This is a genomic window from Sphingobium sp. LB126 (assembly GCF_002795205.1).
GTDB classification, from domain to species: domain Bacteria; phylum Pseudomonadota; class Alphaproteobacteria; order Sphingomonadales; family Sphingomonadaceae; genus Sphingobium; species Sphingobium chungbukense.
The window spans coordinates 170556-186361 of sequence record NZ_NETV01000002.1; the positions used below are offsets into that span (position 1 = coordinate 170556).

Here is a 15806-nt window from a genome sequence, read left to right on the forward strand (position 1 = left end):
TTTGATGGAGATCGTTGCTCCGTGGCGAGGCGGCAACATCGGAATAGTCCAGCTTGGAAATATAGGTTGGCCTCGCCGTGAAGACATGGCTGATTATGCCTGTGCAAAAATGCAACATATCGATTGATTGATCGCTCATACCCTAATCGGGGGATGCGAACGACTGCTCGACCCGACTAACCCTGCCGCATATTTGTCGGGAGGGAATATCATGATCGGGCGGAAGTCTACGCGTTCACCTATTCGTCTGGGGCTTGGTATTGGCGTGAGCGTGCTGGCGCTCGGCGCAGGCAGTTCCTTCGCGCAGCAGGCCCCGACAACGACCTGTCCGGATGGGAGTGCGGGTCCGCTCTGTATCATCAGCAATACCGGCTCGATCGGGCCGATCACCGGAACGCTGGGCACCGCCACCGTGGTGAACAACAGCGGAACCATTGCGGGGGACCCGGCCATCCGCGCCGGTCTGGCAGTCATATTGTCGGTGAACAACGCAGCGGGCGGCGTGATCGATGGGGGGACGAACGCCATCATCGCACCCGCAAGGACCGGTATTCCCTTGCTCAGCTTCAACGTGACAAATGCCGGCACGATCAATGGCGATGTTTCCTATGTCGAGCCCACCCCTGTATCGCCCCAGTCGCCGCTGGCGGGCGCGCTCTATTATTATATTTCGGACGGCGGCACGCTGAACGGCAACCTGCAACTCGGCACCGCGTTCAGCACCGCCAATTTCATCCAGCGGGGCGAGGATGACGGGGTCACCGGAACCCTATCGGCCGGCGGCGGCATCGACATCTATACCCGCAGCTACAGCCAGTCGCAGTCGCTGGAATTGGGTGCTCGGGCCTTGCCGGCCACGTTCGAGATCGAGGGTTTCGAGGCGCGGGGCGATGCGACCACGCTGACATTGACCGGGCAGGGCACGACGATCACCCTCATGGGCAACGGCAATGTCGTGAACGGCGGCACGATCAACCTCCTCAACACTGCGGGCCTGTATCCGCCCGGCGTGACCGTCGTCCCGGCTGCGATCAGCTACTACCAACAACGTTTCGCGACTTTCCAGCGCGCCAATGTGCAGCCCGGCACCGTTCCGCTTTATACGCCGACCTATGGCGATGCCCTGACCAGCTTCACCAATGAAGGGACGATCAACGGCGACATAAGGATCGCGGCCGCGACCTTCGTCAACAATGACGAGATCAACCTGGCGACGAGCGGAATGGGATCGGTCATCACGACCTCTGCGGGCGAGGATTTCGTCTTCCGCAACGCCGGCACCATCGAGATGGGCTTCAACGGCGCGCGTCCAGCCTTCGCCAATATCGAACGCGAATTCGACGAGGGCGTGAACGCGGCCATCCGTATCCGCCAGGCGTTGGAAACCACTGAACTGGCGGATGCGAAAATCGAGAATAGCGGCAGCATCATCGGCGGCCTGGATGCCAACGTGGCGGCGCGGGTCTTCTCCTTCACCAACAGCGGTTCGATGGCCGGGATTGATGCCAACGGACATTTCCAGCGCGGCCTGACGCTGAAGGTGGGCGAGCTGGACCTCGTGCTGCTCAACGCCAACGACGAATTCAACGCCGATGCCGCGACGATCGTCAACAGCGCGAGCGGCGAAATCCTGGACGGCTTCTACGCCGGCGTCGCGGCACAGAATCTGAGCTTCGCCAATCATGGCCGCATCGCGGCTTCGGCGCGGGAAGGCGGCACTGCGCTGTACATCGAAACCGGCCTTTTGCAGGATGACGGGCCGGAGGACGAGGATATCATCCGTATCCCCGCTGAAAATTTCGCGTTCACCAACACAGGCGCGATCGACGGCGCCGCCGAGGTGGAAATCGGGAACCGGGTGGCGACATTCGACAATAGCGGCACCGTGACACGAACCGAGCTTCCCATCGAGCCGGGCAATGTTCCATTCTTCGGCGGCGTTGCCGCATTCGACATCGAATCGGATACGGACGTCAGCCAAAGCCTGACCTTCAACAATAGCGGCAGCATCATCGGCCAGGACCGGGGCGGATCGGGCCTTCTCATCGAGATCGAAGCGGGCGACGGCGATGAGCCGGGTACTGCGTTGGCGGACTCGACTGTGCGCCTGGTCAACAGTGGCACGATCAAGGCGACCGGAGGCGCCACCGGCTTCCCGATGGGAATATTGAACCCCGGCAGCACCGAATTCTTCGTCAACCAGATCGCCGCCGTCGGGATCGACCAGGAAAGCAGCGGCGCAGGTACGGTCACCATCGAAAACCGCGAAGGCGGCCTGATAGAGGTATCGGGCTTCGCCAGCATGATCATCCCCACGCCTCCCACGGGGCTGTTGGCATATAATGCCATTCCCAACGCCGTTGACGGCGGCATGGCGACCGCGATCGGCGTGTCCGCGAAGACCGTCAATATCGTCAACGCGGGCACCATCCGGGGCGGCGCGGGCAGCGATTATTCGGCCAATCCCGGCATCGTCGTCGACAATGCGATCGGCCAGCCCAACCGCTATCTTGCCGGCGCGATCCATACGAGCGGCGATCAGCTTGATGACGACAGCGGCTTCCTGCCCTCGACCGACCATGTGACGAACACCGCGACGGGCGTGATCATCGGGTCGATTGACCTCAATGCCGGCGATGACCGCATCGACAATGCCGGCCGGATCACCGGCGACATCTACATGCGTGAAGGCAATGACACCATCGTCAACGCAGGCACCATCACCGGAACGGTGCGGATGGGCGATGGCGATGACAGCTTCACCCATCTCCTCGCTTCGGCGGTGTTGAACGGAACGGTCGACGGCGGCGCAGGGCAAGACACGCTTTCGTTCGACATCACCGGAACGACCTACACCGGTTCGATCGATCCGGCCCTCCGCCAGCTGTTCACCAATTTCGAGATCGAGAAGATCATCGGCACGGGTCAGGTCGTGGTCCAGCAGACGGTTCAGGTATCCAGCGGTGGCCCGCTCAACCTGACCCAGGGATCGAGCATCGTCGTGGCCCCGGGCGAAACAGCCATCAGCGGCGGAAGTGAAAGCGTCACGATCGCAAACAGTGGCGAAGTGATCGGCAATGTCGATCTGGGTGCAGGCGACAATGTCTTCAGCAATGCGAGCGGTGGCTCCGTCACCGGAAACATCATCACCGGTCCCGGCAACAACAGCATCAGCAACCAGGGTGGCACGATCAATGGCAATATCCTCGCCGGAAGCGGCGCGGACAGTCTGACCAACACGGGTGCGATCTCCGGCAATGTCGATCTGGGCGCAGGCGCCGACACGGTGACGATCGGCACGGGCGGCAGCTTCGGCGGCACGGTGGCCGCGGGCGGGGGATCCGATACGCTCGCCTTCAATACGGGCAGCACCTATGAATCGCAGACCACGATCAACGGGTCCAACTTCACCGGCTTTGAAGAAGTGAACAACGCCGCGGGCGTGAACAGCTTCACCGGCGATCTCGACGTCAACCAGGTCAATGTCACCGGTGGCCGCCTGATCGGTCTGGCCGGATCGACCCTGACCGGATCGGTCGACGTGGCGAGCGGCGGCACCTTCGGCACCGCCGGAACGGTCAGCGGCAACATCACGATCGGCAATGGCGGCACGCTGTCGCCCGGCGCTTCGCCCGCGATCATGACGATCAACGGCAATCTCGCGATCGGCAACGGCACCACCACGACCTTCGAGTTCGTGCCCGTGGGCCAGAGCGACCAGATCATCGTCAATGGCGGATCGGTGGCGATCGGCGACAATACGGTGCTGAACCTGACCGGCTCGCTCACCCCCGGCGCATCGCGCGACCTCATCATCGTCAACGGCGGCGGCACGATCACTGGCGAGTTCGACATCGTCAACCGCGATCCCGGCATCGTCGGTGTGCTGCGTTACAATGCATCGAGGCTGCAACTGCTCGGCACTTTCGTGGCGCCCGCGGGCACCAACGTTCAGGCCAACGCCGCGATCAATTATGTCAACGGCCTGTTGGTCGCCGGCACCGCCGGCACGGCGCTGATCAATGCCGTGCCCACATTGCTCAGCGGCAGCACGGCAAATGCGGCGGCCTTCGGCCAGCTTACGGCGGAAGCTTATGCCAGCGCCTCGCAGCTCGGTGTGGAACAGGGACTGGCCATTGCGAAGGCCGGCCGCTCCGGCCTCGCCGCAACCCGGCGCGACACGGCGGGCCCGTTCACCTTTGCGCAGAGCCTGGGGAACTGGCGCACGCTGAAGGGCAATGCGGTCCTGGGTAGTTCCACGGCCAAGAGCCACAGCTATGGCGTGCTGGGCGGCATCGGCTTTGGTTCGGCGGCGGCATCGGTCGGTGGGTTCGTCGGCTATGTCGACAGCCGTCAGACCGTCAAGGCGCTGGGCGCGCGTACCGATGCCGACGGCGTGGTTGCCGGTCTGTCCGGTCGCGTCACCAGCGGCGGTTTCGACGCGGCGGTGACGATGGCCTACGACTGGAGCGAGGGCAGCACCCGCCGCGCCGTTCCAGGCGCGACGGTCGCATCGAACGACTATCGCCTGCGCAGCCTCGTGCTGGACGGTTCGGTCGGCTACAGCTTCCCCATGGGTAGCTGGGCGGTTCGGCCGGAAGTCGGCATCACCCACGTCTCGACCCGCCGTGGACGCGCCACTGAAACCGGCAGCGCCGCCCTCGCACTCGCCATCGATCGCGCCAAGACCCATGCCACCTTCATCGACGGCGGCCTCAAGTTCGAGGGCGGTGTCGGCGAGGGCGACCGTTTCCATCCCTGGGCACAGGCCGGCGTGCGTCACCAGCTTGAGGGCGAGCTTTCCGCCGCCAGTGCCGGGTTCGTCGGCAATGCCGAACGCTTCACGGTCTTGGGCGCCGGCCGCAAGGAGACGATGGCGACCGCCGGTGCCGGCGCGCGCTACGATGTGGCTCCGGGCTTCAGCCTCTACGGCGCCTATCAGGGTGAGTTCGGCGGCACGCGCAGCCATAATGTCAACCTGGGCGTCCGTTTCGATTTCTGACGCATCGGAGCGCGTCGGGGGCGTCACCCAAATCCACAGGGGGCGCCGGTCGCAAGGCCGGCACCCCTGATCCCCTTCCGCAACGCGCCGGTATTCCCCGCCACACACGGCGGTGTCCGGCCCCTGAGATCCGGCAGGCGCCGAGCCTCGATCGCTAAATGACTCCCATGGCCTGCATCGCTTCGGCGACCCGCACGAAGCCCGTGATATTCGCCCCAAGAACATAATTGCCTGGCGCGCCATAGGCTTCGGCGGTTTCCGCACAGCTATCGTGAATGCGGCGCATGATCGCGGCCAAACGGGCCTCGGTCTCCTCGAAAGTCCAGCTGTCGCGCGAGGCGTTCTGTTGCATTTCCAGCGCCGAGGTCGCGACACCCCCGGCATTGGCGGCCTTCGCCGGACCGAAGAGAATATCGGCTTGTTGCAGGAGACGCACTGCCTCCGGCGTGCAGGGCATGTTCGCGCCTTCTCCCACGGCGATGACGCCATTGCGTATCAGGGCTGCCGCGTCATTTCCGTTCAGCTCATTCTGTGTGGCCGATGGCACCGCCACATCGCACGGAATTTCCCAGACCGATCCCTGGTCGGAATAATAGGCTCGTTCGCCTTTCAGACGGACATAGTCCGAAATCCGCTCACGACGGACGAGCTTGATTTCCTTCAGCAGTTCCAGATCAATTCCGTCTTCGTCGACGATGAAGCCGGACGAGTCCGAACAGGCGACCGCCTTGCCGCCGAACTCATTGATCTTCTCGATCGCATAGATCGCGACATTGCCCGACCCGGATACGACTGCGCGCTTGCCATCGAGGCTCTGCCCCCTGGTCTTCAGCATCTGGTCGATGAAATAGATGGCTCCATATCCCGTCGCTTCCGTCCGCGCCCGCGATCCGCCGTAGATCAACCCCTTGCCGGTCAGAACACCGGCCTCGTACCGGTTGGTAAGGCGCTTATACTGGCCGAACAGATAGCCGATCTCCCGAGCGCCGACACCAATGTCGCCGGCGGGAACGTCGGTATATTCACCCAGATGCCGATACAGTTCGGTCATGAAGGATTGGCAGAAGCGCATGACCTCGCCATCCGACCGGCCGCGCGGATTGAAGTCGGAGCCGCCCTTTCCGCCGCCGATCGGCATGCCGGTCAGCCCGTTCTTGAAGGTCTGTTCGAAACCGAGGAACTTGATGATCCCGACATTGACGGACGGATGGAACCGCAAGCCCCCCTTATATGGCCCCAGTGCGGAGTTGAACTGCACACGAAAGCCGCGGTTGATGTGGATATGCCCATTATCGTCGACCCACGGGACGCGAAAGATGATCTGCCTTTCCGGCTCGCAGATCCGCTCGATCAGCGCATTGTCGATATATTCCGGATGCTTTGCGATGACGGCGCCCAGGCTTTCCAGAACCTCCTCGACGGCCTGATGGAATTCCGTCTCGCCTGCATTGCGTCGCAGGACATCCTCGTAAATGGGAAGAAGCTTTTCGTCGATCCGTGGCAAAGTCGGGCCTCCTGTTCAGTTATTTTATTGTGTGAAAACGTGCGGGTAAGCGGGCGGATGATGATCGCTCTGCCTAGGGTCGCGGCGGCTGCGTAACCTTCAAAATGGCGAGAGGTCGCTCGCGTCCGTCGCGGTCGGGCCAAAGGATCACATCGCCCGCGCTCAAGCCTATCAGACCGGCGCCCACGGGCGTGAGGATCGAAATGCGTCCTTTCGATATATCGGCTTCTCCGGGATAGACCAGTTGCACCGTACGGCTGGTGCCGCTCGCCGCGTCCTCGAATTCGATCATCGAATGCATGGTAATGATATCGCCGGGAGCCTGGTCGGCCCTGCATATCGAGGCCCGGGCAATTTCATCGAGCAGCAATTCTCCCGCCTGCTTCGCTGGGCCGGAGGCATTCAGGGCAATGTCGGTGAGCCTTTCGGCTTCGGTGTCGATAAGGCGAACGGGAGGGCGTTTTGTCTTGAGGCGGCTGGCCATGGCGCTGACTTTCGATCGTGAGGGGGCGCCTGCCCCTCAAGGCGGCGACCATCATGTGTCGATTTGCCCCGAGTCCGGGGCAAGTGCGCCGAGACCCGGGGCTATATGCCCGCGAGAAGCTGCCCTCCGTGATGGCGAAAGCGCGCAAAGTTGACCCGAAAGTTCATGCCGGCACTTTGGCAGGCGAAGTCGTGCGAGTCAAACGCCGCCAGTTTCGCCTGCCTTCGATGGTTCATGCGAGATGATGCCGGCGGAGGTCAGAAGCCGGCCATTTCCGCTTTCTCGACCGCGCCCAGGTGCGGCGAAGCAACAGAGGCGCGGGCCTGTGCCGCGACGTGGCCACCGGGGCCATCGTCAACGCCGCGGGACCACCCTAGTGACCCGAATCTGAAGTTCGTCATATTGTCGGGCAGGCGTTGAACGAACTTCAGATTCATCAGGGTCACTAGCAAATATATGTTTTTAGTGTGGTTTATGGATTTGAAATACGCTCCCCACCTGGCCGCTATGATGAGGCGTATCACACTAGCGCATGACATTCATTTCTCCGCAGCCGGAGCAGCGGGGACGACGACGCCCTTTTCCCTGGCGTAGTTGTCCCAATCGGCGATCAGTTCCCGCAGCTTTGTCGGTTCGCTGGTCGCCAGATCGTGCGCCTCGGCAGGGTCCTTGGCGAGGTTGAACAACTGCCATGTGCCAGTGCCAAAGCCACCGCGCGGATAGGTGCTGCCGGACTTCGGCAGGTAGACCGCCTTCCAGTCGCCCTTGCGCAGGGCGCGACGATAGAACAGCTCCGTTCCGACGGGTTCGGTCGGCTGGCGCAGGTTGATTTGGCTGGCGGTCAGCACGGGCACAAGGCTATGCCCCTGCATGGCCAGGATGGGCCGCCCTGCGAAGCTGGCGGGCTGTGTCTGTCCTGCGAGGTCGAGCAGCGTGGGCGCCACATCCGTGACGCTGAGGAATGCGTTGGCGATCCGTCCGCCGGCGACATGCGGCCCGGCGGCAAAAGCGGTCACGCGCGTGCCGCCTTCGGTCGGATAGCCCTTCACCAGCCAGGATGGCGAGCTGTTCGCCTGGGCCCAGCCGGGGCCATAGCCGACGTAGGAGGTGGCCGCGCCGATATTCCCGAGGCTGTTGTCGATGCCCAGCTTCGCCGCGCCCTCAGGCTTCGACGCGGCCTGGAACGGCGCGTCGATCACATTGCCTTCCGGTCCATTGTCGGCGAGGAAGATGATGACCGTGTCGTCATATCTGCCCAGGCGCTTGAGGGTCGCGACGACCCGGCCGACATTCTGGTCCATGCGGTCGACCATCGCGGCATAGACTTCCATCTTGCGCGCCTCCACCGCTTTTTCCTCCGGGCTGAGCGAGGCCCACGGCTTTACATTCTGAAACGCGTGCGGTGTCAGATCGGCGGGCACCAGGCCGAGCTCCTTCTGGCGTTTCAACCGTGCATCGCGCAGCGCCTCGTACCCCGCATCATAGCGGCCCTTATATCTGGCGATGTCTTCCGCCGGCGCCTGTATCGGCCAGTGCGGCGTCGAATAGGGCAGATAGGCGAAGAAGGGGCGTTTGTCCTTCCTGCCCTCCTCCAGGAAGCCGATCAGCCGATCCGTGAAGTAATCGGCCGAAAAGCGCCCCTTGGGATAGGAGACGATCTTGCCGTTGTCGCGATAGGTCGGCGCGGCATCGATCGCCTTCCACGCCTTATTCTGGTCCGCGCCGAAATGATTGCCAAGGCCCTGGAGCAGAGCGTAGGACCGCTCAAAACCCCGCGCCGCCGGGCCGCGTTCGGGGGTGAGGCCCAGATGCCACTTCCCCGCCATCAGCGTGCGATAACCACCCTGATGCAAGAGTTCGGCGATGGAGGCGACCCGATCGTTGAGATAGCCTTCATAGCCCGGCTGGCCGGTCTGTTCGGGTTGGAGGGTCTCGGCCATGCTGCCAAGGCCAGCCTGGTGATTGTCGACGCCGCTCAGCAGCATCGAGCGCGTCGGCGAACAGGTCGGTGCGGTGTGGAAGCCGGTGAAGCGGACGCCGGCATTCGCGATGGCGTCCAGATTGGGTGTCGCAATCTCTCCACCGAACGATCCAAGGTCCGACCAGCCAAGATCGTCAGCGACGATCAGCAGAAAGTTCGGGCGTTGCTGGGCAGGCGCCGGAACAGTGCTGCCGGTCGCCGCCGGTGTGGTCCGCGCCTGCCCCATGGCGCCCCATGAAAGAGCGGTCACGGTCAAAAAAATAGCTGATTTCAGAAATTTACTCATCCGATATCTCCAGAACCGATTGGCGCGTCAGGCGCTGGACCTAAGGCAAAAGGGCCGGAAATTCGTAGCAATCAATTGTCTATGATATTGATAGAAAAACTGTCTGGCAGGCTGTCCAGCGATTTCTCTAGTGGATGAGTTGAGAATCATTCAACCGTCCTGGTCGCTGAAAAAAGGGGATTTCATGACTATCCTGCGTTCTTCTTCCACCTTCGCTCTGGCATTCGCTCTCGCCGCCATCGCCGTGCCGCAGGCCCGTGCGACGGAAGGCGAAGTCGCCGCTATTCCATCGGCCGTCGATGCCATGGATGATGGCGGCGCGATCATCATCACGGCCCGGCGCCGGGACGAAAAAATCCAGGACGTTCCTGTTGCTGCGAACAGCTATGGCGGGGATAAGCTCGCGGCCACGCGGACTTACAATTTGCGCGATCTTCAGGCGCTCAGCCCCAGCCTGGTGGTGACGGTCACCAATCCGCGCAACACCAGCATCAATATCCGGGGACTTGGCAACAATGTCTCGGTCTATAATGACGGGCTGGAGCCGGCGGTAGGCGTTTATATGGACCAGGTCTATCTGGCGCGACCGGGCCAAGCCGTATTCGATTTGGCCGACATCGAACGGATCGAAGTGCTGCGTGGACCGCAAGGCACCCTATTCGGCAAGAATACGTCGGCGGGTGCCGTTGTCATTACCACAAAGTCACCCAGCTTCGAGCCGGAATTTGGCGGCGACATAAGCTATGGCAATTACGACTTCCGTCAATTGCACGCCTATGCCAGCGGCGCGCTGATCGACGACAGGCTCGCTGCCCGGCTCTACGTCTCGAAGACCGACCGAGACGGCTATGTCACCAATCGTTATGACCATGGCCGGACGCAGGACTATCATGATTTCGGCCTGCGCGGGCAACTGCTGTTCACGCCCGCCGACAATTTCAAGCTGCGGCTGATCGGCGATTATGGATTCCAGAAGCAGCAAACCGCCGCAGCCGTGCTGACCGGGGTGATCCGCACCTATGATAATGGCGCCAATTTCGCGAACAATTATACCGACCGGACGACCCGGTTGGGCGTACCGGTCGTTACCGATGCGCCGGGTGAACGCATCGTCGATGTGAACGGCAACCCGCGTTACAAGATGCGTCAGGGCGGCGTGGCCGCAATCGCGGATCTGACATTGCCGGGGCACAGCTTGACTTCGGTCACCTCCTGGCAGCGGTGGGACTGGTATCCGCATAATGATGGCGACAGCACGCGCCTCGATGCCGGTCGCGATTTCCACCAGAGCAACAACCAGCAACAGTTCAGCCAGGAACTGCGCATCGCATCCGAGGGAGAACGCAAGGTCGACTATATCGGCGGCCTTTATTATCTCTGGCAATCGATCAGGGCGGAAGCGCTCAACGCCTATGGCGCGGACGCGGCGAACTGGTTCTTGGCGCCCAGCACTGATCCGGCGGTGGGTGCGGCGGCGCTCAACAATTATACGGTCCTCAGCCATTCCCGGCCCGTCACGAACAGCTATGCCGCGTTTGGCCAGACAATCTGGCACATCACGCCGACGATCGACCTCACCACCGGCCTGCGTTATACGTACGAGACCAAGAGCGGCTGGTTTGATCAGGAGGCGACAGGTGCCGTTCTGAGCGGCCTCACCGCCGCGCAGCAGTCCGCCGCGCAGGCGATCCGCGCCCGCTATGGCGTCGCCAACTTCTATGAGGCGAAAACGAAGGAAGGCCGTCTGTCGGGACAGGCGACGCTGTCGTGGAAGGTGACTCCTGATGCGCTGATTTACGCTACCTATGGCCGGGGCAACAAGTTCGGCGGGCTCAACCTTGCCAACATCATCACCACCGGCCAGTTTGCCGTCGATCCTGTAATCAAGCCCGAGACGATCGACAGTTATGAACTGGGCCTCAAAACCAGTTGGGCGGGCGGCAAGCTGACCGCCAACCTCGCTGGATTCTGGACCGATGTCAGCGATTATCAAACGACGATCGTCGATACCGCGCCGGATCGCAACAATATCTCCTATTTCACGAATGTCGGCAAAGTGCGCACCCGCGGGATCGAGGCGGATCTCCAGGCCAGCCCGGCTCCATGGCTCTCTCTTTATGGATCGGGCACCTACACCGACGCGAAATATGTGAGCTACCCCAATGCGCCTTGTCCGATCGAGACGACGGGCGTCACATTCTGCGATCTTTCGGGTGACCGCCTGCCTGGCGTTTCCAAATGGGCCTTCTCCGTTGGCGGAGAGGCAAAGGCTCCGGTCGGCAACCATTGGGGGCATGATATGGAAGTCTATGCGGGCGCCGATTACAGCTACCGCTCCAATTTCTATACGACGGCCAGCCTGTCGCGCTATTCGTTGATACCCGGTTACAGCCTGCTCAACGCGCGGATCGGCGTGCGGGCGCTGGACGGGTCGGTGGATTTGCAATTGTGGGGCCGCAACCTGTTCGACAAGGATTATTTCCAGAGCCTGTCGGCCGCGAACACGGGTGCGATCACCGGCACGCTCGGCGATCCGCGTACCTATGGCGTGACCGTGCGAACGCGTTTCTGAGGTCGAAGCTGCCGGGGATGGCGACGGACGATAGTTTGAACGGCTCGATCATGGCTTGGTGCGCGGCGACGATGCTTATGGCGGGGTACACATGCGTGTCACAAGCGCGAGCGTGTCGTCTATGATCTCGTCCCTCTCCCTAGCGCTTCGTGCAACCGTCATATCTTCGATATCGCGGATCATCGAAAGGAAGACGATGTTCGCGTAGATGAGATGCCGCGCAGAGACTTCGCGGGGGATGTCCGACCGCAAATTTAGGATCATGTCGACGATGAGGTTCGTCACCGGTGTTTGATCGGGCATCTCCGTGAAGGCGAAACGCCAATTGGGCGATTCAAGTGCCTGAAGCTGGAAAGCCGCATAGCTGCGTCGGCCGTGTTCATCGACATGTTCGGTCAGCGGCACGAAAAACGCGGCCATGAGATCTCGGGCGCTTGCGCCCGATCGAGCGACCCGCAATTGGGCGAGGCGATCGGCCCGCATTCGCTCCAGGGCGGGGATGTTGCGTTCATAGATGGCGCGCACCAGGCCGGCGCGATCGCCAAAATGATATTGCACGGCGTTCACATTGCGCTGTCCCGCCGCCGCGGCCACCTCTCGCAACGAGATACGGTCGATACCCTGTTCGGCAAATAGCCGTTGCGCAGCGTCCACAAGCGCGTCCGGCACCGATTTCCTGGGATTGAGCTTGCGTGCGAGAACCATCCTTGCCTCTGTGCTTCCGATCACGCGGCGTGTCCATTCCGGTTTTGGATATAATTCTCATGACTGATATTTACAAACACATGTTTTAAATTTATCAGCATGCCTTGCGGTAGGCGGGGATAGGAGAAACTGTGGCTGCATCCTGGATCTGGAAGGCGTCATTGTGCGCGCTGATGAGCATGGCCCTGCCGCTTCATGCGCAAGAGACAGATCGTACCAGCCTGCCTTTGCCGGATCCGGCGTTCAAGGGGACCGTCGGGCGTACCTACCGCGATTCCACTCCGGCCGTGCCGCATCAGGCGGTACAAGCTCCGAAGGGCGCGCCGAACATCGTGGTCATCCTGCTCGACGACGCCGGCTTCGGGCAATATGCGACCTTCGGCGGGGCGATCCCTTCGCCGGCGCTGGACATGCTCTCCCGTACCGGACTGCGGTATAATCGGTTCCACACCGCGGGCATATGTTCGCCAACCAGAGCAGCGCTGCTGACCGGCCGCAATCCCCATAATGCGGGTGTCGGGATCGTCACCGAACTGTCCACCGGCTATGATGGCTATACCGGCGTTATTCCGCAAAGCACCGCGCCGGTCGCCCGCATCCTGCGCGACAATGGCTATGCGACCGCAATGTTCGGCAAAAACCATAACACGCCGGCCGCGGAGGCGGGCGCGGGCGGACCCTATGCACATTGGCCCAACGCCCTTGGCTTCGACTATTTCTACGGGTTCAACGCCTGGGGCACCAGCCAGTACCAGCCACTGCTGTTCGAGAATATGCGCGCGCTGTCCCCCTCCAACGATCCCGATTATCATCTGACGCACGATCTGGCCGACAGGGCGATCGACTGGGTCCGTCAGACACGGTCGGTCCACCCCGACCGACCCTATTTTCTGTACATCGCCACGGGTGCCACCCACGCTCCACATCATGCGCCGAAGGAATGGATCGACAGGTTCAAGGGCAAGTTCGATCAGGGCTGGGACAAGTATCGCGCGGAGATATTCGCCCGCCAGAAGAAGCTGGGCGTGGTCCCGGCCGACGCGAAGCTGACGCCGCGCCCCGACGAACTGCCCGCCTGGGACAGCCTGACACCCGAACAGCGGCATATTGCCGCCCGGCAGATGGAAGTATTCGCGGGCTTTGCCGCCCATACCGACGCGGAGATGAAACGCGTGGTGGACGCGGTGCGCGCCATGCCCGGCGGCGAGAATACGCTGATCGTCTATATTGCGGGCGATAATGGCGCGAGCGCGGAAGGCGCGGTGACCGGCACCCTCAATGAACTTGCACCGGCCAGCGGGCTGGAGGAGGAGGCCCGGCCCACATTGGCGAGCCTTCCCGACCTGGGCGGACGGAGATATAATAATAATTACCCGGCCGGTTGGGCGTGGGCGGTCAACACACCCTTCCGCTATTACAAGCAGATCGTTTCCCATCTGGGCGCGGTGCGTAATCCGATGGTCATTTCGTGGCCGGCCGCGATCAAGAAGGGCGGCGGCCTGCGGTCCCAGTTCGCCGATGTCACGGACATCGCGCCGACCCTGCTGGAAGCGGCGCATGTGCCGGCGCCCGAGAGCGTCGACGGATTCAAGCAAAAACCGATGGATGGCGTCAGCCTGCTGCCGACGTTCAGCGACGCCCATATGCCGGAAGTGCGCAGCCGCCAATATTTCGAGGTCTTCGCCAACCGTGCCATCTACGACAAGGGATGGATGGCTTCGGCAAGGATCGCCATTCCCTGGGAGGCGAACCGCGACGCGCTTGATCCGGACGAGGTCAAATGGGAGCTTTACAATCTCGACAAGGATTTCACCCAGGCCGATGATCTCGCCGCGAAAGCGCCCGAGCGGCTTGAGGCATTGAAGATTCTCTGGTGGGAGGAAGCGAAGCGCAACGATGTAATGCCGCTCGACTGGCGGGCGGGTTCGCGGATGGCGGCGCTGCAACGACCGCAAACGCGGACCAGCTTCACTTATTATCCGGGGCTGGCCGGCCTGCCGGAAGCGATCGCTCCCAGCATTCGCAATCGTTCCTGGACGATCAGGGCGGATGGCGATTTCATGCCGACGGACAGTGGCATATTGATCGCACAGGGCGGCATGACGGGAGGGTGGGCGATCCGCATGGAGGGCGGCCGGCTGGTGTTCGATTATAATCTCGCTCTTGTCGACCATTTCACGGTCAGGGCCGACGCCCAAATCCCTGAGGGGACGAAAAACCTGTCCGTTCGCTTCGACTATGACGGCAAGGATCGCGAGCGGGGGCGTGGCGGGACGATCACCCTGCTCGCCGATGGCAAGGCAATGGGCTCCGGCAGGCTGCCACGAACGCTTGCGGGGAGCTTCGCACTGAATGAAGGCATGGATGTCGGGGCCGATTATGGCTCCCCGGCAGGAGATTATGCTGTGCCGTCGCTCTTTACCGGGAAATTGCGAAGCGTTTCCCTCGATTTCCCGAAGTGATGGGCGTCTGGAAGACCGAAATGATGCCCGCGACGATCCGTCGTGAGGACGCAGTGGCCATCGGCGCAAAAGCGCTGCACGAGTAGCCGGCCGATGGCTTTTCTGCGTTCTCAGCCGAACGATTTCATGACGATCGGCGTTATTTTGCCGACGATCACGTTCACGCCGGCGGGATTGGGATGAATGGAATCCGCCTGCATCAGCTTGGCGTCGCCAATGACGCCATCGAGGAAGAAAGGGTAGAGCGGCAGATCGTAATCCTTCGCCAGCCGGGGATAGATGGCGTTGAACTTGGCGCCATATTCCGCCCCCATATTGGGCGCGGCCCGCATGCCGGTGAGGAGCACGGGGATTTGGCGCCGCTTGAGTTCGTCCAGGATGGCGCGCAGGTTCTTTTCGCTCTCCTCCGGTTGAAGGCCGCGCAGCATGTCGTTACCGCCCAGGTCGATCAGCAGCAGGTCGGGCTTGCGCGGAAGACCGTCGAGGGTGAAGGCGAGGCGCTGCATGCCCCCTAGGGAAGTTTCGCCCGAAACGCCCGCATTATGGACCTGGGCCGCCAGCCCCTTCGCCCTCAGCGCTTGTTCGAGGCGGTAGGGAAAGCTCTCATTCTGGGCCACGCCGTATCCGGCATAGAGGCTGTCGCCGAAGGCGAGGATCAGCTTTCCGTCGGCTATCGGAGCGGCGCCCTTCTGGAGCTGTGCGGACGGGACGGCGCCATTGCTGGTGGCCGGTTCATTCGAACAGGCGGTGAGCAATTGCACAATCGCTGCCATACCCACATATATCGGCCATCTCCCCGCGTTCATGGAG

Annotated in this window: 9 protein-coding genes; 3 read left to right on the top strand and 6 right to left on the bottom strand. The window is 62.0% G+C overall.

Annotated elements, in window-relative coordinates:
* Nucleotides 1–211: 211 nt before the first annotated feature.
* Nucleotides 212–5002: an autotransporter domain-containing protein gene (locus CAF53_RS17105; protein ID WP_100238970.1), complete on the top strand. Its 4791-nt coding sequence runs from the start codon at nt 212–214 to the stop codon at nt 5000–5002.
* A 154-nt stretch (nt 5003–5156) separates the two neighbouring features.
* On the opposite strand, the gene gdhA is transcribed toward CAF53_RS17105, so the two are convergent.
* From gdhA to CAF53_RS17125, 4 genes are all read right to left on the bottom strand, one after another.
* Entirely contained in the window at nt 5157–6506 is a 1350-nt protein-coding gene (gdhA, locus tag CAF53_RS17110; protein ID WP_100238971.1) for an NADP-specific glutamate dehydrogenase, read from the bottom strand.
* A gap of 73 nt (nt 6507–6579) precedes the next feature.
* Nucleotides 6580–6990 carry a nucleoside diphosphate kinase regulator gene (gene rnk, locus CAF53_RS17115; RefSeq protein WP_100238972.1) on the bottom strand — a complete coding sequence of 137 codons (411 nt, stop codon included), beginning with the start codon at nt 6988–6990 and terminating at the stop codon, nt 6580–6582.
* A 257-nt stretch (nt 6991–7247) separates the two neighbouring features.
* Nucleotides 7248–7427, bottom strand: coding sequence for a hypothetical protein (locus tag CAF53_RS27140; RefSeq protein ID WP_157801283.1), 180 nt, complete (start codon nt 7425–7427; stop codon nt 7248–7250).
* Nucleotides 7428–7529: 102 nt separating this feature from the next.
* Nucleotides 7530–9257 carry an arylsulfatase gene (locus CAF53_RS17125; protein WP_100238974.1) on the bottom strand — a complete coding sequence of 576 codons (1728 nt, stop codon included), beginning with the start codon at nt 9255–9257 and terminating at the stop codon, nt 7530–7532.
* A gap of 184 nt (nt 9258–9441) precedes the next feature.
* Between CAF53_RS17125 and CAF53_RS17130 the strand changes: the two genes are divergently transcribed.
* Nucleotides 9442–11829 (top strand): TonB-dependent receptor, encoded by a 2388-nt coding sequence (locus tag CAF53_RS17130; protein WP_100238975.1) that lies wholly within the window; start codon nt 9442–9444, stop codon nt 11827–11829.
* Nucleotides 11830–11904: 75 nt separating this feature from the next.
* Here CAF53_RS17130 and CAF53_RS17135 read toward each other — a convergent pair whose 3' ends face one another.
* Nucleotides 11905–12534 (bottom strand): TetR/AcrR family transcriptional regulator, encoded by a 630-nt coding sequence (locus tag CAF53_RS17135; RefSeq protein WP_100238976.1) that lies wholly within the window; start codon nt 12532–12534, stop codon nt 11905–11907.
* Between the two features lie 131 nt (nt 12535–12665).
* Here CAF53_RS17135 and CAF53_RS17140 point away from each other — a divergent pair, with 131 nt between their 5' ends.
* On the top strand, nt 12666–14996 hold the full coding sequence (locus CAF53_RS17140; protein ID WP_232307520.1) for an arylsulfatase: 2331 nt from the start codon (nt 12666–12668) through the stop codon (nt 14994–14996).
* A gap of 110 nt (nt 14997–15106) precedes the next feature.
* Here the strand turns inward: CAF53_RS17140 and CAF53_RS17145 are convergent, their stop codons facing one another.
* Nucleotides 15107–15802: an arylesterase gene (locus CAF53_RS17145; RefSeq protein WP_100238977.1), complete on the bottom strand. Its 696-nt coding sequence runs from the start codon at nt 15800–15802 to the stop codon at nt 15107–15109.
* Between the last annotated feature and the right edge of the window lie 4 nt (nt 15803–15806).